General features: G+C 70.3%; 13 protein-coding genes and 4 pseudogenes. 11 read left to right on the top strand and 6 right to left on the bottom strand.

Annotation, left to right across the window (positions count from 1 at the left end):
- The first annotated feature begins 113 nt into the window (after positions 1-113).
- On the top strand, positions 114-1994 hold the full coding sequence (locus OG741_RS02770; RefSeq protein ID WP_405594727.1) for a diguanylate cyclase domain-containing protein: 1881 nt from the start codon (positions 114-116) through the stop codon (positions 1992-1994).
- A gap of 114 nt (positions 1995-2108) precedes the next feature.
- On the top strand, positions 2109-2759 hold the full coding sequence (locus tag OG741_RS02765) for an HAD family hydrolase (protein WP_405594724.1): 651 nt from the start codon (positions 2109-2111) through the stop codon (positions 2757-2759).
- Positions 2760-2808: 49 nt separating this feature from the next.
- On the opposite strand, the gene OG741_RS02760 is transcribed toward OG741_RS02765, so the two are convergent.
- Both OG741_RS02760 and OG741_RS02755 read right to left on the bottom strand, forming a co-directional pair.
- Positions 2809-3165, bottom strand: a complete 357-nt coding sequence (locus tag OG741_RS02760; RefSeq protein ID WP_405594722.1) for a hypothetical protein — start codon at positions 3163-3165, stop codon at positions 2809-2811.
- A 72-nt stretch (positions 3166-3237) separates the two neighbouring features.
- Positions 3238-4893: a LuxR C-terminal-related transcriptional regulator gene (locus OG741_RS02755; protein WP_405594719.1), complete on the bottom strand. Its 1656-nt coding sequence runs from the start codon at positions 4891-4893 to the stop codon at positions 3238-3240.
- Here OG741_RS02755 and OG741_RS02750 point away from each other — a divergent pair, their 5' ends adjacent.
- Positions 4894-5166 (top strand): hypothetical protein, encoded by a 273-nt coding sequence (locus OG741_RS02750; RefSeq protein ID WP_405594717.1) that lies wholly within the window; start codon positions 4894-4896, stop codon positions 5164-5166.
- The gene (locus OG741_RS02745) at positions 5163-5549 is read left to right on the top strand and encodes a VOC family protein (RefSeq protein WP_405594715.1); all 387 of its coding nucleotides are present in this window, start codon (positions 5163-5165) and stop codon (positions 5547-5549) included. Before OG741_RS02750 ends, OG741_RS02745 begins: the two co-directional genes overlap by 4 nt.
- Before the next feature lie 69 nt (positions 5550-5618).
- Here the strand turns inward: OG741_RS02745 and OG741_RS02740 are convergent.
- Positions 5619-6179 (bottom strand): annotated as a pseudogene (locus OG741_RS02740) (FAD-dependent oxidoreductase); the annotation flags it as partial.
- Between OG741_RS02740 and OG741_RS02735 the strand changes: the two are divergent.
- A pseudogene (locus tag OG741_RS02735) lies at positions 6180-6485 on the top strand (TetR/AcrR family transcriptional regulator); the annotation flags it as partial.
- A 57-nt stretch (positions 6486-6542) separates the two neighbouring features.
- Here the strand turns inward: OG741_RS02735 and OG741_RS02730 are convergent.
- On the bottom strand, positions 6543-7013 hold the full coding sequence (locus OG741_RS02730) for a GNAT family N-acetyltransferase (protein ID WP_405594713.1): 471 nt from the start codon (positions 7011-7013) through the stop codon (positions 6543-6545).
- Between the two features lie 466 nt (positions 7014-7479).
- Here OG741_RS02730 and OG741_RS02725 point away from each other — a divergent pair.
- Together OG741_RS02725 and OG741_RS02720 are read left to right on the top strand one after the other, a co-directional pair.
- A pseudogene (locus OG741_RS02725) lies at positions 7480-7605 on the top strand (IS630 family transposase); the annotation flags it as partial.
- 48 nt (positions 7606-7653) lie between these two features.
- Positions 7654-8193, top strand: coding sequence for a GNAT family N-acetyltransferase (locus tag OG741_RS02720; RefSeq protein ID WP_405594711.1), 540 nt, complete (start codon positions 7654-7656; stop codon positions 8191-8193).
- Here OG741_RS02720 and OG741_RS02715 read toward each other — a convergent pair.
- Positions 8178-8303: pseudogene (locus OG741_RS02715) on the bottom strand (IS5/IS1182 family transposase); the annotation flags it as partial. The gene OG741_RS02720 and the pseudogene OG741_RS02715 overlap by 16 nt on opposite strands.
- Positions 8304-8839: 536 nt before the next feature.
- Here OG741_RS02715 and OG741_RS02710 point away from each other — a divergent pair.
- The 3 genes from OG741_RS02710 (at position 8840) to OG741_RS02700 (ending at position 15093) form a co-directional block, all read left to right on the top strand.
- Positions 8840-9355 carry a GNAT family N-acetyltransferase gene (locus OG741_RS02710; protein WP_405594708.1) on the top strand — a complete coding sequence of 172 codons (516 nt, stop codon included), beginning with the start codon at positions 8840-8842 and terminating at the stop codon, positions 9353-9355.
- Positions 9356-9459: 104 nt separating this feature from the next.
- Positions 9460-14772, top strand: a complete 5313-nt coding sequence (locus tag OG741_RS02705; protein ID WP_405594706.1) for an SDR family NAD(P)-dependent oxidoreductase — start codon at positions 9460-9462, stop codon at positions 14770-14772.
- Positions 14773-14883: 111 nt separating this feature from the next.
- Positions 14884-15093: a DUF5988 family protein gene (locus tag OG741_RS02700; RefSeq protein WP_405594704.1), complete on the top strand. Its 210-nt coding sequence runs from the start codon at positions 14884-14886 to the stop codon at positions 15091-15093.
- Positions 15094-15123: 30 nt separating this feature from the next.
- Here the strand turns inward: OG741_RS02700 and OG741_RS02695 are convergent, their stop codons facing one another.
- The gene (locus OG741_RS02695; protein ID WP_405594702.1) at positions 15124-15321 is read right to left on the bottom strand and encodes a hypothetical protein; all 198 of its coding nucleotides are present in this window, start codon (positions 15319-15321) and stop codon (positions 15124-15126) included.
- A 244-nt stretch (positions 15322-15565) separates the two neighbouring features.
- Here OG741_RS02695 and OG741_RS02690 point away from each other — a divergent pair, with 244 nt between their 5' ends.
- A complete protein-coding gene (locus OG741_RS02690; protein ID WP_405594700.1) occupies positions 15566-17032 on the top strand; it encodes a hypothetical protein in 1467 nt (488 codons plus the stop codon).
- The last annotated feature ends 377 nt before the right edge of the window (positions 17033-17409 follow it).

Raw genomic sequence — 17409 nt, 5'->3', positions numbered from 1 at the left:
TGTGTCTGCCCTTCTGAGCTCGATCACCCGCGGGGGTTCGCATGATGCAGGGAGGGGCCGGTCGGGGTGGTTCGATTCACCCCACCTCTGGCGGCCGGCGGCAGGTGGCAGGGGTGGGCAAGGCGCTGTGCATCGGGTCTGCGATCACCGCCGCAGGGGGAGTGGGTGTGACGGCGGCCGCGTTACTGGGGCCAGGCATCGGCGTGCCGGCAGCGCACGCGGTGGCTGTCTTCTCTCTGCTCGCCCGTACCCGAACGGCGCCGGACAGGGTGCGTCCTCGCATGATGCTGCTCGCCGCTTCGGTGGCAGGGGGCGGTCTTCACCACCTGGTGCTGGGGCAGCTCGCTTCGTCTCCAAGAGGCTCTTCTGTTCTCTCTTCTGTGGTTGAGCTACTGGCAGTTGCGGGGCTCTGCGTTTGTCTATGCCTGGGCGTCGCCGGACTGGTGGTGGCAGCCGCGGACGGCGGCACGACCCTGGTCTGGTTTCGGCGCCTCCTGGACGGATGGATGATCGCAGGATCGCTGCTCACGCTGAGCTGGGTGCTGCTCATGCATCGCGCCGACCAAGGCGGAGATGTGTCGGGGTCGCTGTTGGATCTCGCCCGCGTCGTGACGGACATCCTCGTCCTGGGACTACTGGTCGCCTTGCGCTTCGGCATGAGACGCGGGGAGCGCACATCGGTCACCGTGTCGACCGTGGCCCTCGTCCTCCTGGCGATGAGCGACATGCTGCGCATCCTCTTGACGGCGCCTGGCACCTGGTGGGGGATGCCTCTCGCGGCGACATGCTCGATGACCGGACTGTTCCTCGTCGCCGCCGCGCCGTGGCTGCCCGGCGGCGCCAGCGTGGTGGGAGTCGACCAGCGGGAGATGCCAGTCGTCGGGGTAGTTGCGGCCTTTGTGCCCGTGATCGTCTGCGTGCTTGCCATGGCGGCGCACACCCTTGCCGGCGGCCACACCGATGTCGTGATGGTCGTCCTGGCAGGTTCTGTGCTTCTCGGGCTCGGCATCCGACAGGGCGTCACCCACGCCGACCATCTGCGCATCACGCGAGAGGCCGCAGCACGTGAAGCCCATTACCGCACGCTGGTCGACGGGTCGAGCGATGTGATCACCATCGTCAGTCTGGAGGGTCGCGTGCTCTACATCAGTCCGGCCGTCCGCCAGGTTTTCGGATACCAGCCCGAGGATCTCGTAGGCGCCCGCCTGCCGCTGTACACCCACCCCGACGACCTGGACGAGCTGATGCAAGCCGTCGAGACACTGCGCCAGGAGGCCGAGTCGGGTGCCCGCGGCCCGGGCAGCTACGTGTCCTGTCGGGTTCGGGCCGCCGACGGGCGATGGCGCCACGTCGAGTCGACGATCAGCCACCACTCCGACGGGCTGATCTTCAACAGCCGGGATGTGACCGAGCGGGCCGCGGTGCAGGCAGAGCTTGAGCACCTGGCATTCCATGACGCGCTGACCGGCCTGCCCAACCGAGCGTTGTTCGCCGACAGAGTCACGCACGCACTACGGAAGAGGACCACTGCCACGACCCCGCCCGCGCTGCTCCTCCTGGACCTGGACGGTTTCAAGGCAGTCAACGACTCGGCCGGACACGCCGCGGGAGATGCCGTGCTCGTTCAGGCTGCCCGCCGGCTCCAGGCGTCGGTACGTGCTGAAGACACGGCCGCCCGTCTGGGCGGTGACGAGTTCGCCGCACTGCTGGAGGGAGAGGCGGGAGCATGTCAGTTCCGGACCAGGGAAGTTGCGGAGCGGATCCTCACCGCCCTGGCGAAGCCCTACGGCATCGGCAGCACTGATGCCGCAGTCTCGGCTTCCATCGGAATCGCGGTAGCCACTCCCGGGATCACGCCCGACGAACTCCTGCACAACGCCGACGTGGCCATGTACGAAGCCAAGGCCGCCGGAAAGGGTCGCATCCGCATCCACCGCCCGGAGCCGCGCTACATCCACTGCGAGACCTCGCTTCCCGCCACCACGGGAAGGTAGGCGCCCACCCCGTCCCGCTCGTCCGCGCCGGAGCCCGCGTGGGACACGGCCGGCTCTTCGAACGCCCCGAGAATCTCGAGGCAGCCTGACCGAACAGGCTCCTATGCTGCGGGGATGATCAAGCCGATTGAACTCGTGATATTCGACTGCGACGGGGTGCTGGTCGACAGTGAACGCATCGCGGCACGCGTCCAGGTCGCCCTGGGAGCGGAGCTGGGCCGGCCGCTCACCGAGGACGAAGTCATCGACCGGTTCATCGGGCGCTCCAGCGCCTCCATCCGCGAGCAAGTCTCGGCCAGGCTCGGCCATGAGACGGCCGCAATCTGGTGGGAGCGGTTCGAACAACTCCACCGTGAGGCTGTGGATGCCGGGTTGTCCCCCGTCGAGGGACTGTCCGATGCACTCGACGCGATCACCTTGCCGACCTGCGTCGCCTCCAGCGGCTCCCACGAGAAGATGCGCCACACCCTGGGCCGCACCGGCCTCTACGAACGCTTCGCGGGCCGCATCTACAGTGCCACCGAAGTCGCCCGCGGCAAGCCGGCCCCGGACTTGTTCCTGTATGCCGCACAGCACATGGGCGTCGACCCAGCAGCGTGTGTGGTGGTCGAGGACAGCCGGCCCGGCGTCGAGGCTGCCCGCGCCGCCGGCATGCGGGCCTTCGGCTATGCAGGCGGACTGACCCCGGCCGAGCGGCTCGAAGGCGCCGACACCGTCGTGTTCCACGACATGCGCAAACTGCCCCATCTCTTCGCCGAACAGTGACTGTCCCTTGTCTGCACAGACAAGGGACAGGTCGGCGTCATGTTCTGGGTCACTGGGATGCGGCCTCTCGACGATGCATCATCGGCACCGTAGCCAGACCGAGCGGCCGCTCGCTGAACGCCGGCTCGGCCGCGACCTCGAAGAACGTGTTGGTGCTCGAGTCGCCCAGGGCCGCGTCGACGTACTCCTGGACCGTCGCCAAGGAAGGCGACTCCCACAGGCAGACCACCTGCGAGGCGTCCGTGCTGGGGTAGAACTGCAGGACCCGGACCCCCTCGGGAGCGCCGTCCCCGGTCTGCAGCCGCTCTCCACGCGGGAAGGCGGTGTGGGGGTCCTGGATCGCATGCTCGGCCACGACGTACATCTCGGCCTCCTTCGCCCTGCGGCCCCGGGCGGGGCCGGTCATGGCTTTGACGCTACGGAGACGGCGCGGGGTCCGGCATCGCTCGAACCCACCATTCGGTGACGCGACCCGTGGTCAGGACCGACCACCGGCGCGGACCAGGCCATGTTCGAACGCAAACGCGCTTGCCGCGGTCCGCGACGTCACGTCGAGCTTGGCGAAGATGTTCTGGAGGTGCCGGGCCACGGTGTGCTCGCTGATCACGAGCCGCTCGCCGATCTCCTTGTTGCTCAGCCCGCCCGCCAGCAGCCCCAGCACCTCGACTTCCCGCGCAGACAGGCCGTGCCGGTCCCGAGGCGGGGTGCCGAGCGCCTCGACGGCAGCCAGGTCGGGCGCCGCACCCAACCCGGCGAAGGCCGTCCTCGCGGACTCCAGCTCCAGCGCGGCCGACTCCTCGTCACCGAGGGCCCGGCAGGCCCGGCCCACCAGCACCCTCGCCCGCGCCGCGTCGTACGGCGCCCCGAGGTCGGCCCAGCCCTCGAACGCCCTGCGGGCGCCCCGCAGTGCCGGCTCGACCTCGCCACGGGCGAGATCGAGTGACGCGCGGGCATGGGCATGGGCGGCAACAAAGGCCTCGGTGCGATGGCGCCTGAGGATCAGCTCGAACTGCTCGCAGGCCGCCCGTGCCGCGTCGAGGTCGCCCAGCGCCAGCATGATCTCGACGTACGCCGGGAGGAGGGCCGCCTGCTGCAGCGGCTCCACCTGCTCGACCAGGCCCCGCCGGATCGCCGCAGCCGCGGCGTCGACCCGGCCCTGGACGAGGTTGAGCAGGGCCAGCCCGGGCAGCGGGTCGCAGCCCAGCCCGCTGGCCGCGCGGTAGCACGCTTCCGCCGCGTCGACGTCCCCGCGGAGGCGGTGGATCTCCCCCTGCCGGTAGTGCGCCTTCCCGGTCGCGATCCGGTTGAGCATCCCGTCGGTGAACCGCTCCGCGGCCACCCCGGCCTCGCGTGCCGCCTCGTCCCAGGCACCTTCCATCTGGAGCATCTCCGCGCGGTGCACCAGGCACAGGCCGTTGTGGGCGACCATCTGCGGGCGGTCCGCGCACCAGGCCGTGAGCGCGTCGGTCCACTCGCGCGTGTGCCGGATCTCGTGTGCGTCGTGGCAGAAGTCGATCGTGTTGCAGAAGACGATGCCGCTCACCACCGGGGAGAGCGCCCCGGAGGTGACCACCACGAGGATCTCACCGGCGAGACCGAGGCCCTCCTCCGTCCTGCCCTGCTTGACCAACGCCCGGGCCTGGTCGTCCCTCGCCAGCCAGGCGAGGTCCGCATCGCCGAAGCGGTCGCCGATGGCCGCCGCCTCGGCGGCGGTGGCGAACCCGTCCTCCCAGTCGCCCCTCCCCATCTGCCGCAGCCAGACGGGGATCAGCAGGTAGCCGCGCTCCACACAGTCCTCGCCCGCGTCGTCGACGAGCCGTCGGCCCAGATCGAACCAGCCCGCCGCGCGCGCACCCTGCCCGCGGAACAGCAGACTGTGCCCGATCCAGAACGCGGCCCGGGCCGCCGAGGGGGCGCGCCCGGCCTCAAGATGGGCTCGGTGCGCCGCTTCGAGCGCGGCCACGTATTCCTCGTCGCGCCCCAGCATGTACGCCGCGCGGGCGAGCGTCTCGAGGTCAGCGGCGGCCGGCTCCCGCGCGGCACGGGCGCGACTCAGCGCGTCGTAGGCCTCGAGCCACGCCTCGCGCTGCGCGCACGCGCGACCCTGCTCCAGCAGGACGTCGGAATCCGGCACATGTCGATTATCGACCCGCCGCCCCGCGCTGTCGCGCGCTCTCCTTCAGGCCAAGGTCCGCGGCCCCGTGAGCCGCCGGCGCGCCGTGCCCGACGCGGGCGCCCACAAACCAATGGCGTAGTCGAGTGGTTCTTCGGCACGCTGAAGTACGAACATCTCAACCGCGCCACCATCGGCGACGACAACCACGCGCGGTTCACCTCGCCGTCGAACACTGCGATGAGCGTGTGGCCTTTGGCGGACCGGCTACCTGACCGGGAGGTCCTGACGTGACCAGTAAGTTCACCGAGCTTGCGATCGACTGTGCCGATCCCGACGGTCTCGCCCGGTTCTGGTGCTCGGTCCTTGACTACGAGGTGCAAGACGAAGGCGACGGAATAGTCACAATTGGCTCCCCTATGGCGCCTGAAGGCAAGAACCACCTTGGCCCAGTGCCACCGACGTTGACATTCGCGCACGTGCCCGAGGGCAAGACCGTCAAGAACAGGCTCCACCTCGACATCAACCCAACCGACAGGGAGCAGGACGAAGAGGTCCGTCGTCTGCTCGACCTAGGTGCTCGACGCGCCGACGTCGGCCAGGGTGATGAGAGCTGGGTCGTACTTGCGGATCCGGAGGGGAACGAGTTCTGCGTCCTTGCGGACCGCGGCCCCTGATCGTGTTGGGGGTGAGGGTCTGGGCGCCCAGGCCGCGACAGTGCGTAGCTGGGCTGGCGTGGTCGAAGTTCACCCGGTCTGCGCGTAGTTGGTGAAGAGGTCGACGAGGCCCTGCGGGGCGTTGTCGTCGAAGCAGAGCTTGTGGTTGCGGGAGGCCTCGGTGGCGGCTGCGGCGCTGCGCGGGAAGAGGGCTTCCTCGTACGCGGTGAGCGCGGCCTCGGTGTCGCCGGGGTGCGTCGCGAGGGCCTTGCCGAGTTCGGCGCCGTCGTACATGGCGAGGTTGGCGCCCTCGACGGCGAACGGGGACATCAGGTGGGCGGCGTCGCCCAGCAGCGTCACGCCGGGCACGCGGTCCCAGCGGTGTCCGATCGGCAGGGTGTTGATGGTGCGCGGGACTGGGGCGGTCTCGCCGTCGGTGATCAGCGCGATGAGCTCCGGGGCCCAGCCGCGGAACTCCTCGGCGACGCGGGCGATGGCCGCGTCGGCGTCGGTGAAGTCGATGGAGGCAATCCACTCCTGCGGCTTGTTGAGCGCCACGTAGGTGTGCAAGGTGCCGTCGGTCTCCCGGTGGGCGAGGATCCCCTTGCCGGGTGCGAGTGCGTGCAGTGCGCCGCGGCCGACCGTCTGTGAGCGCTCGGAGTACCCCACACCGCCCAGTTCACCGCCGCGTCCGCGCTGCTGAACTACATCCTCGGAGTGGGCGGACAGAACGCCGCCAACGCCCGCGGACACCAACCGGACACGAACCGGACCGAGTTCCTCGACGCCGCCTCGGTCGCGTGGGCAAACCTCGATCCTGACGAGTACGCGTTCACCCGAAACGTCGCGGGCCAACTACGCGATCACGACGACCGAGCAGAGTTCCTCGCCGGCATCGACCTGATCCTCGCCGGAATCACCGCCCGTCAATGGCCGACTGACCCGGCGCCGTCCTAGCCGGCCTCGCGCAGCCTCGGGACTCTGGCTCATGGACTCGGTGCGGCAGGGCGCTTGTCACGGACGCCAGTACAGGGAGGGGTCTGGGTGATCGGCGAAGCCGAGTGCACGGTAGAGCGGTTCACCGTCGGAAGAGGCGTACAAGTCCACCCGGGCGACCTCACGTTCCCGGAACCAGTCGAGCAGGGCCTGCATGATTGCTCGGCTGTGGCCGCGTCGTCTGTACGCCGGATCGGTGACCACGCCGATCACGTGTCCGATCCGGCCGTTGCGGAGGTGCGGGCCGGGCAGCCGCTGTTCGATGGTGCCGATGCCACAGGCGGCGAGCCCGTTGTCGCCGCGTACAACGAGGATCCGCGCGGCGTCCGCGTTCACCTGTTCCTTCAGCACGGCGGCAAGGGCGTCCCGCCAGTCGTCACCTGTTGATGAGGGGTTGAAGAAGTCGCCGCCGAGGGTCTCGAACAGCAACGCCCGCAGGCGTACGAGCTCCGCGATGTCGTCCTCTGCTGCCTGCTCTACACCTGCCATGTAATAACCCTATAGTCAATAGGGGTCTTACGGCTAGCTGGTTCGAGTGCAGTGCCGTCGACGCCCACTGCACTGCTCAACCGGGCTGGCCAGCACGGGGATTGTGCAGTGCACGTGGAGCCGGTCGAACTGCCAGCCGACTTTGTCGGGCAGCACGACACTCCACATCCACGGCAACGGCGCAGCCGAGTAACAGCCGCTGAATCTGCCGGCGCGGGCGCTAGCCTGCGTACGGCGGGGCTTGGAGATCACATACGTACTGTGCAGGGCGTGCTTGCTGCTGACAGCGCCAGGTGACGGCCCTTGCATATTGAACTAGCACTTCGCCCCGCCAGTGCGATGTCGGCGGCGTAGGCTCGAAGCTGGGTGCCGGGTCGCGCCTCCCCCGTCGCGATCCGGCACCCGTCCGTCCCATGCCATCACGTCGGTCTCCCGGCGGGTGCGGGCTGCGCCCGCCCAACACTAGGTCGCCACCGGCAAGGCCATCGGCTCCCTGCACCGGCGGCACCGGGCCGTCGAGTTGAAGAAGTTCCTGGCCAAGCTGGACAAGGAGGTTCCCGCACGTCTCGACGTGCACCTGATCCTCGACAGTTGCCTTATTGGTTTGCCGTCGGCGAACCCGGTCGGATAGGAAGACTGCATGCTTAGAGGCAGCAAGGTCGGGCTCAGGGCCCGCCACGAGGACGACATCCCGATCCTGCGGGCCGAGCTCTACGACGACGTGGTCAACGCCTCGCGGGCCGAGGGCGGGCCGTGGCGGCCGATCACGCCCGGCTCGAAGGACCCGCGGCTCGTGGTGGACGACAAGGAGCAAGGGCACGTCCCGTTCTCTGTAGTGGAGCTGGACGGCGGCACGCTGGTCGGCTCCGCGACGCTGTGGAGCATCGACAACCACAACCGGTCCGCGCACATCGGCCTTGGACTGCTGCCGTCCTCCCGCGGCAAGGGCTACGGCACCGACGTGGTCGCGGTGCTGTGCCACTACGGTTTCATCGTGCGCGGCTTGCAGCGGCTGCAGATCGAGACGCTGTCGGACAACGCCGCGATGCTGCGCTCAGCCGAGCGCAACGGCTTCGTCCGCGAGGGCGTGCTGCGCTCCTCGGCCTGGGTGATGGGCGAGTTTCTTGACGAGGTGCTGCTCGGGCTCCTCGTCCAGGACTGGAAGCCGGACTCGAAGTAGGCCCGCTTGTCGAACCTCGTGGCCACGGCCCGGGAGTTCTTCAACGCGTTGATCGTTCGCTCGACTTCGTTCCTTCGCTTGTAGATCGTCTTGTCGAAGCCTGCGAGTCGCGGTCTGATGCAGCAGCTGGGTGCCATCGACGAGGAAGTCGGTGTTCGCCTTCACGTCGTGTTCGAGTGTGATCTCGTGGCGGGGCAGGCCGTTGAGGGCTTGAGCGAGGGCTGCGCGCAGCATGTGACTCGCGGCCGTCGGCCCGTCCTGCGACAGGTCCACCCGGGTACAGCTCGTTGGCCGGCCAACCGGCCAGCCACTCCTGGTCCTCCTCGGTGTTGGCGCGGAACCCGTACGCCGCCCCGGATCTCCCTGGCACCCGTGCTCCTCCGCGCCAACCCAACTTTTCGATCCGGTGCTGGGTGGGCGGCCCGGACTCCTCGCCGGCACAGAGAGCAAGGCGAACGCTGGGCAGGGGAGTTCGCTTCCGATGCGTTCCGTAATGCAGCGTGTGCGATCTGTGATCAGTATGGCGTGAACCCCTCTTGAGGCAGCCGGGACAGTGGCAAAGACTTGCCGTGCGCCAACGGCGGACCGGCGCTCCGCTGTACTCCGTGGCACATCAGTCAGGTTCGCGAATTGAGGAGACTGCCGAATGCCCGACGCCGGGCCCCGAGGCACCGCACACCCGATCACGCTGACCGACGGCACTACCACTCGGACCCGGGAGGTGACACCCGATGACCTCGGACCGGTTCAGGCGCTGCACCGCCGTTGCTCGCACGGCAGCCGAGCCCTGCGCTACCACGCGGGTAAGCCCGAGTTGTCTCCGGCAGGCTGGCGGCTCTTGTCCGACCCGGAGCGCGGTACCACCTTGGTGACCACCACCGCCGAGTGCCGGGACCGCATCATCGCCATGACCAACGTCATGCGGACCGACCGGCCGGGGGTGGGCGAACTCGCCGTGCTGGTCGAGGATGAGTGGCAGTACAAGGGACTGGGCACCGCGCTGGCCGTACACGCGGCGGATGTGGCTCGCCGAGCTGGCCACCACACCCTGACCGCCGCGGTCGCCGCGGTCAATACGCCGATGCTTCACGTCCTGGAGAGCCTGGACGTACCGCCCGTCCGCGTCTCCGGGCCAGTCCTTGACGTCCACATTCCGCTGTAGCGGAGCCCCACGGCCCGCGCGGGAACGGTGCAGCTCCTGATCATTGATCGGCCGAACGGCTACGGGGTCGGCTCTGGAGGGCGAAGTCACCGGTCACCTCGGCTATGGCTGACACGGTCCCGGTCGGGAAGAGCGGCGGCCACGGCGGCAACTCCCGCAATGGCACCCGCTCCAGGATGGTGCCGACGCATGTCAGACCGCTGGCGAAAGCCGCACGTGCGCTCTGCGCCTGGCCGACCCGGAAGAGACGCTTCTTCGTGCCCACCGCGCTGACGGAGTGGCCCATTGGCTCCCGCTCCCGGCTCGCGGCGGTCTCGTCCTTCGGGTACTCCGGCACCAACGCCCACGTCGTACTCGAGCAGGCACCGGCCGGTGCTCCCCAACGCCCGCACCTCCCGCGCCGGCAGCAGATGCCAACGCCGGAGGTCTTCCTCGTACCGGCTGGATCCGCCAAGGCCCTTCCCGCGGCGGCGGAGCGGCTCGCCGACTGGCTCGAGCAGGACGGGGCGAACGTCCCGCTGCGCGACATCGCCCACACACTCGCGCTGAGGCGCTCGGCCGGCCGTGGCCGCCTCGGTGCGGTGGCCTCCTCACGCGACGCCCTGGTCGGCGCCCTGAGGTCCTTCGCCGCCGGAAGGGCCCAACCCGGCGTGGTGTCGGGGGCCGTGGCCGCCGGGGTCTCACGGCGCCCGGTGTGGGTGTTCTCCGGACAGGGCTCGCAATGGCCCGGCATGGGACGCGCCCTGCTGGAGCAGGAACCAGCCTTCGCCGCGGCACTGACCGAAGCCGACGCGCTGATCGCCGCCGAGGCCGGCTTCTCCGTCCTGGACATGGTGTCCCGGGGAGTGCCGGTCACCGAAAGCTCGCGGGTGCAGCCGCTGCTGTTCGCCGTGCAGACCGCGCTCGCCGCCCTCTGGCGGGGTTACGGAATCGAACCGGCCGCCGTCGTGGGGCACTCCATGGGTGAGGTCGCGGCGGCGGTCGTGGCCGGAGCGCTGACCCTCGCCGACGGCGTCAAGGTCGTCTGCCGCCGCTCCTCGCTGATGACCAGGATCGCGGGTGCCGGCGCGATGGCGACCGTGAGCCTGGACCGTGCCGCGGTGGAGCGGGAACTCGACGAGGCAGGGGTGAGCGGAGCGGTCTCGGTTGCGGTGCTGGCCGCGCCCGGCTCGACGGTCGTCGCCGGCGGCACCCGGGATGTTGAACGGCTGGTCGCCTCCTGGGACGTCCGGGCCATACCCGCGCATCTGGTCGCCGTGGACGTCGCTTCGCACTCGCCCCAGGTGGACCCGCTGCTTCCCGGTCTGCAGGAGGCCCTGCGGGATCTGACGCCGCAGCAGCCCCGCATCCCGTTCTATTCGACCGTTCTCGACGACCCCCGCCAGACACCCGCCTTCGACGCCGAGTACTGGTGCGCGAACTTGCGCCGTCCCGTCCGGTTCGCCTCCGCGATCGCCGCCGCTGCCGCCGACCGGCACCACGTCTACGTCGAGGTCTCCCCCCACCCCGTCGTCACCCGCTCCGTCACCGACAGCCTGCCACGCGTCCTCGACAACCCGGTCGTCCTGCCCACGCTCCGCCGTGACGAGGAGGAAGCGGCCACCTTCCGCACCCAGCTCGCCGCCCTGCACTGCGCCGGCGTCCCTGTCGACTGGTCGGCGCTCTACGCGGACGGCGAGCTCTGCGACGTACCGTGCCTCACCTTCGACCGGCAGCGCCACTGGGCGGACCACACCGCCCCCGCACCGGCGCCGGTTGAGCCGACGGTCACGGGCCTGCCCGGCACCCACGCCGAGATCCCCGGGGAACAGGTCCGCCACTACTGGCGCGCGGACGCGGGCACCGAGGCAGTGCCCTGGCTGGCCGACCACCGAGTGCACGGGGACCCGGTGTTCCCGGGCGTCGGCTACTGTGCCCTCGCCCTCACCGCGGGGTGCGCGGTGTTCGGCGCGCCCCCGCAGGACATCCAGGTGACCGGCCTGCGTTTCCTGGAGTTGCTGCGGCTGACCGCGCACACCGAGGTAGTCACCACGGTCACCGCGACCGCGACGGACCGCGCCGGCTGTGAGATGCATGCCCGCGGTGACGAGGGAAGCTGGGTACTCCTGGCGACCGCCGAACTGCACCACGCCGGTGCCGGTCCGCTGCCGCCGGTTCAGACACTGACGTCGCTGACGGCCCAACACCCGGTCGTGCTCGACCCGGCCACGCTCTACGCGGGCATGCGCGCCCGGGGCATCGAACACGGCCCGGCCTTCACCGGCATCACCAGCCTCCGGGTCTCACGCGACGGTGACAGCAGCTGGGCCGGCGTGGCATTACCGCAGGCGGCGGCATCCGCGCCGCAGGACCTGCGGATCCACCCGGTCCTCATCGACTGCTGCGCCCAGGTGCTCGTGGCGGGGCTCCTGCGGGATCCCGGCCGGGGCCTCGTACTCCCGGTCGGAGTCGGTGCGTTACGCATCCTCAATGACCCCATGACGGCCGTGTACTGCCACGGCCGCATCACGCAGGAGCGAGCCGACGGTGTCACCGGAGACCTCCGCCTGCTGGACGAGGCGGGCAGGCCGGTGCTCGCCATCGATGGGCTGGAGCTGGTCCGCCATGGCGCGCCGGATGTCGCTGGATCAGGGGGAGTCGACGGCTGGTTCCTCGAGCCCCGGTGGCACGGCACCCCGCGAGCGGGGTCGATCGCTGCGCCCTCACCGGGCAGTTGGCTCGTCATCGGGGAGGGTGACGGCTCCTCGTGGGAGCTGGCCGGTCTGCTGCGCGCGGCGGGGGCGGAGGCGGCTGTGCTCGACACCCCGGTGGGCGACCATCCGCTGGCAACGGTCAAGGACGCGCTCGCGGACTGCTGGGCCGGCCGCCCGGCGAACGCCGACGCGGTGGCCGTCCTGTGCGCACCGCCCGCGGAAGGCCCGGAACCGGCCGTGGACGGTCTGGGGCGCACGCGTCGGCTCATCGGCGCCGTCCAGGCGGTCCTCGCCGGCTTCCCCAAGCCCCCACGCCTCTTCCTCGTCACCCGTGGCGCCCACAACGTGCGTGCCGGCGAGACCGCCGACCCCGGCCAGAGCGCCCTGCGGGGAGTGGTACGCGTCCTCGCCTACGAGCACCCGGAGCTGCGCGCCACCCTTGTCGATGCCGACCCGGCCGACACGGCACTGCACGACGTGGCGGCCGAACTGCTCAACGCGGGGCCCGAGGACGAGATCGCCCTGCGCGGCGGCCGCCGCCACGTCGCCCGGCTGGAATACGCGCCGCTCACCAAGCCCGAACACACCGCGGCCACCACCCGTAGCGTCCACTACGGCGCCGACCGATTCCGCCTGCGCATCGGCCGCTTCGGCGACCTGGACAGCCTCCAACCGGCCGTCGTCGCCAGGGCGGAGCCGGGCGCCGGGGAAGTGGAGGTGCGGATCGCTGCCGCAGCGGTGAACTTCAGGGACGTACTCACGGCCATGGGCCTGCTCGGAGACGGCGAGGAGGCGAGGCACCGCATCGGGTTCGAGTGCGCGGGGACGGTCACCGCGGTGGGGGAGGGCGTACGCGCCGTCCGCGCCGGCGACCCGGTGCTCGCCGTCGACCTGCGGGGCGGTGCCTTCGGTACGTTCGTCACCGTGCCCGACCACGCCGTCGCGCCCCTTCCGGCCGGGATCGGACCGGCAGCGGCCGCAGCGCTGCCCGCCGCGTACATCACCGCCTGGTACGCCCTGCGGCACGTGGCCGGGCTCACCGCCGGCGAACGGGTCCTGATCCACTCCGCGAGCGGCGGTACGGGACTGGCCGCCGTCGCGGTCGCCCGGATGCTGGGGGCCGAGGTCCTGGCCACGGCCGGTTCGGCTGAGAAGCGCGCCTATCTGCGCGGCATGGGGATCGAGCACGTCATGGACTCCCGGTCGGTGCGTTTCACCGAGCAGACGCGCGCCGCCACGGCTGGCGAGGGCGTCGATGTCGTCCTCAACTCCCTGTCGGGCGCCGCGATCCGGGCCGGTCTCGAAGCCCTGCGGCCCTTCGGCCGTTTCGTCGAGCTCGGGGTGCGCGACATCCTCGCCGACGCGTCCATCGGACTGGCGCCGTTCCGGAACAACATCACCCTCAGCACTGTCGACCTCATCCAACTCCAGCACGACAGGCCCGAGGTGTTCACCGCCGTGCTTCGCGAGGTGCTCGCCGAAATCGCGTCCGGCCGGCTGGCACCCCTCCCTCACCGGACCTTCCCTCTGGCCGACGCCACGGAGGCGTTCCGTCTCATGGCCGGTGCGAGCCACATCGGCAAGCTCGTGCTGACCGTCCCGGACCAGGGCGACACCACCGCGCGTATTGACGGGGAACCATCGGCCGTCCGCCCCGGTGGCGCCTACATAGTCACCGGCGGGCTGCGCGGTGTGGGGCTCGAGGCCGCCCGCTGGCTCGCCGGGCAGGGCGCGGGACATGTCGTCCTCAACGGCCGCTCGCCCGGCCCTCGGTCCACCTCACGGACCCTTGAGGAGCTGAGGGCCGGCGGCACACGGATCACCGTGGTTCTGGGCGACATCGCCGATCCGGGCACCGCCGAACGCCTCGTGGCCACCGCCACCGCGAACGGCCTGCGGCTGCGGGGGCTCGTGCACGCCGCCATGGTGCTCGACGATGCCGCGATCACCAACATCTCCGACGAACAGCTCTCGAAGGTCTGGCGCCCCAAGGCGACGGGTGCGTGGAGGCTGCATGAAGCCACTGCCGGTCACAGCCCCGACTGGTTCGTCGTGTTCTCCTCCATGGCGTCCCTCCTGGGCAACCCGGGTCAGGGTGCCTACGCCGCCGCGAATTCCTGGCTCGACGGATTCGCCGGCTGGCGTATCGGTCGGGGTATGCCGACGCTGTCCGTCAACTGGGGCGCGTGGGGCGAGACCGGAGCCGCCGTGGACTTCGCCGACCGCGGCTACCGGACCATTCCCACGAAGAAGGGACTCCAGGCGCTGAACGCCCTGCTCGTGCACGGGCGCATCCGCACCGGCGTGATCCCGGGTGAACCGGAGGCGTGGATCCTCCCGGCGGTCCGGAACTCCTCGCTGTTCGGCCTCCTCACCGACGACCGGCCCACGACCACCGGACCGGAACCGGTCCCCGACATTCGCGGCGAGTTGGGCGCCCTCCCGGCAGGTCTCGCACGGCGTACCGCTCTCGAGGCGTACATCGCCGGTCACATTCGCGCGGTGCTCCGGCTGGGAGAGGGCACCACTCTCGATCCACAGACGCCCCTGAAGTCCCTCGGCTTCGACTCGCTGCTCTCTCTCGAACTGCGCACCCGCCTCGAAGCAGGCCTCGAAATCAAGATCGCCGCCAATTTCGTCTACCAGCACCCGACGCTGGCGGCCCTGGCCACCGGCCTCGCCGAGCACATGGGCCTTGTGCTCGAGGACCACACCGCGTCGTGAGCCCGCGAAGGGACGCGGAGCCCGTTGCCGGGCCGCGGGAACGGGGCCCGGCAACGCCCCTTCGCCTCCTGCTCCGTTTCGAGTCAGCCCAGGCTGCTGGAGGCAAGAATCATGAACCCGTCGAACCTCGTGCTCCTCCAAGGAGGCCCCGACGACCTTCCCCAGCTCTGGGCAATGCCCCCCGGGGGGTACGGAGAACCGGTCAAGATCCTGCGCCACAACGCCTACGAGCACTTCGAGTTCGCGCACGAATACCGGATCTTGCACGGTGAGACGATGCCGGTCTACCGATGGACCTACCGCACGTACATCGCGGAGTGAAGCTGCCGATGTCCACATCGAGCTCAGGGTTCAGGTCTCGGTGGTGGCGACAATGCACCACTGGCCGACCTCGCGGTACTCCGAGTCGTAGATGGCCGAACCATCGCCGGGCTTCAGGGGGTAGTGGTGGAGGTTCCCGCCCCAGTATCGGAGGATGCGGCCCAGCTCACCTGCGGCATCTTCCGCCAACCGCCCGTCAACCATATTGACCTCGAGAATGAACTTCACGTTCCTCGCTTCCCCATCAGCGATACTCCTACTTGAACTGCCTCGGACATGCCCCATGATGCCCAACGCGACGTAAACGTTGTGCCGTTGGACGACTCTCCGCGGCTCAAGCGCCGCGTGGGAGCGCATCGAGCTCCAACTCGACCCGTCCATCGACGCGGCCAGGCCGGGGCGCATCGCGGGGCTCCTTTGGAGTGCCACTGCGCTGGATGTTCCTGCTGGAGCCTCATTAGGGTTCGGCCCTATGACCGACCGTGTTCTGGAACTCCTGCGCACCCGCTCTGATCTGGCCGAACTGGCCGCGTTTCCCTTCGACTTCGATGTGGACCGGGCGTACCACGTCGAGGCCGTGCACCTGGCGTCCGGTGTGTCGCTGGAGCCGATCGCCGGTGACGACACCGGCGGCACGTACTTCCTGTGCGGGGGAACGGCCGTGCTCCACGCGTCCTCCGAGGGGGACGCCTCGCTCCTCGCCGACAGTGTCGGCGAGGCGCTCGAGATTCTCGTCCGGCTGCCCGGGTGGTGCGACCACATCTCCGCCGAGCTGGACGAGGAGGAGCTGCTCGCCGAAATACGTGCGGCGGACGACGAAGCACGGGAGGAGTTCGCCCCCGAACTGGACGTGCAGCGAGCGGCGTTGATCAGCGGTCTGGGTCTGCCGGACCGGCCGCTGGTCGAACTCTTCGCCATGTCGGAGTCGGCCGCCGGGCGCACCGAGCCGGACTACGTCCTGCTCAACTCCCGCGAGCTCTGCGCGTACCGGCTGGACGAGTTTCTCCGGCAGCCCCTGCGCGACATCGTCCTTGGCCCGGGACGGGAGGCGCTGGAGCGGATGCGCTCCGGCGACCTCGGCGCGCGGGAGGAGGCGGCCGCGGATCTGGTGCTGCGGGCGGGGGTGCTGCGGGCGGCTCAGTACGACCGCCGCGACGGCGACCTGCCGCTGCTGCGTTTCCTTCTGGAGCACGAGAATGCCGCACGGACCGAGTGGTTCGAGGAGCGGCGGCTGGCCGCGGTGCTGGTGGCGCTGCACGGGCAGGACGAGGACGTTCCGCTACTGCGTTCGGCCACTGCCTGGCAGGTCATCGACAGCGCCGGAGCCGTGGAGTGGGCCCGCGCCGAGGAGGCGGAGCGGCACGGGCGGGATATGGCTGCGGAGAGCGAGTTCACCTGGATCGAGCTGGCCCACCGGCAGGGTCGTGTCGAGCACGCCCGGGTCGCGCTCATCCGCATGCTGGACGACACGGGCCCGGACGCGGACCGGCTCCGGGAGCTGAGCCGCGCGCTGGAGCGCATCGGCGACCACGCACAGGCGGCCCGCGCCCAGTTCAACCTCCTCTCGCTTCAGGACACGGCATGGGACCGGGCCTCGGAGGCGTACGTCCTGGCTCGCCTGGAGCGCCGCAAGGGCGACCTCGCGGCAGCGTGGCGGGCACTGGAGCGGGCAAGGGCGGCGGTCGGCGCCGATGGCTCCACGCCGGACGGAGCGGTTGCCCAGTGGCACCGCCGGGGGCTGGGCCGGCTGATCACGGAGCAGCATTTGGAGTTGGTGCTCGCCGCGGTCGAGGCGGGTGACGCGGAACTCGCGCGTGCGACGATGGCGCACGGCAGGGTCCTGCTGGACAGGATCGGCAAGGAGTCGGCGAAGGCACTCAGCCGGCTGTCCACGCGGGCGAAATGGGCGGTGGCTGGGCTTCGCCCGCCCGGCGCCTGACACCTGCGAACCGCCACGGCGGAGGGGGCACGGCCGTATCCGGGGTCGGTCGTGCCGACCGGGGCGACCTGCTCGGCCTGGGCGTTGGTACGAATGCGGGCGCCGGCGGGTGTCGGCGTTATCGAAACACCACCTGGCGCGAGTCCGGCCTCGGCGGCCACCCGGTCCGGGGCGCGAAGTAGGTGAGTCTCCTCGGTCGAGGAAAACGGACGGCCCGTCAACCGACACAGGGCCAACAGCCGACGCTCAGTGCGGAGGCCGCGCCGTCTCCCGACGAGGGGGCGGACACGGCGGCGGGTGGTACAGGCACCCGCCGGTACCGCCCGCGCATAGCCGGTGAACACCGCCCCGGCGCAGGGCTCGCTGTCTGCGGTGAC

The organism is Streptomyces sp. NBC_01410, assembly GCF_045040195.1.
Taxonomy (GTDB): domain Bacteria; phylum Actinomycetota; class Actinomycetes; order Streptomycetales; family Streptomycetaceae; genus Streptomyces.
This window is presented reverse-complemented; position numbering and strand designations above follow the sequence as displayed.

Bases quoted from the DNA above. Each gene is read 5' to 3' on its own strand.
- OG741_RS02765 (WP_405594724.1), top strand. From the start codon at position 2,109: ATGATCAAGCCGATTGAACTCGTGATATTCGACTGCGACGGGGTGCTG.
- OG741_RS02760 (WP_405594722.1), bottom strand. From the start codon at position 3,165: ATGACCGGCCCCGCCCGGGGCCGCAGGGCGAAGGAGGCCGAGATGTAC.
- OG741_RS02750 (WP_405594717.1), top strand. From the start codon at position 4,894: ATGTCGATTATCGACCCGCCGCCCCGCGCTGTCGCGCGCTCTCCTTCA.
- OG741_RS02730 (WP_405594713.1), bottom strand. From the start codon at position 7,013: ATGGCAGGTGTAGAGCAGGCAGCAGAGGACGACATCGCGGAGCTCGTA.
- OG741_RS02720 (WP_405594711.1), top strand. From the start codon at position 7,654: ATGCTTAGAGGCAGCAAGGTCGGGCTCAGGGCCCGCCACGAGGACGAC.
- OG741_RS02710 (WP_405594708.1), top strand. From the start codon at position 8,840: ATGCCCGACGCCGGGCCCCGAGGCACCGCACACCCGATCACGCTGACC.
- OG741_RS02705 (WP_405594706.1), top strand. From the start codon at position 9,460: ATGGCTGACACGGTCCCGGTCGGGAAGAGCGGCGGCCACGGCGGCAAC.
- OG741_RS02700 (WP_405594704.1), top strand. From the start codon at position 14,884: ATGAACCCGTCGAACCTCGTGCTCCTCCAAGGAGGCCCCGACGACCTT.
- OG741_RS02690 (WP_405594700.1), top strand. From the start codon at position 15,566: ATGACCGACCGTGTTCTGGAACTCCTGCGCACCCGCTCTGATCTGGCC.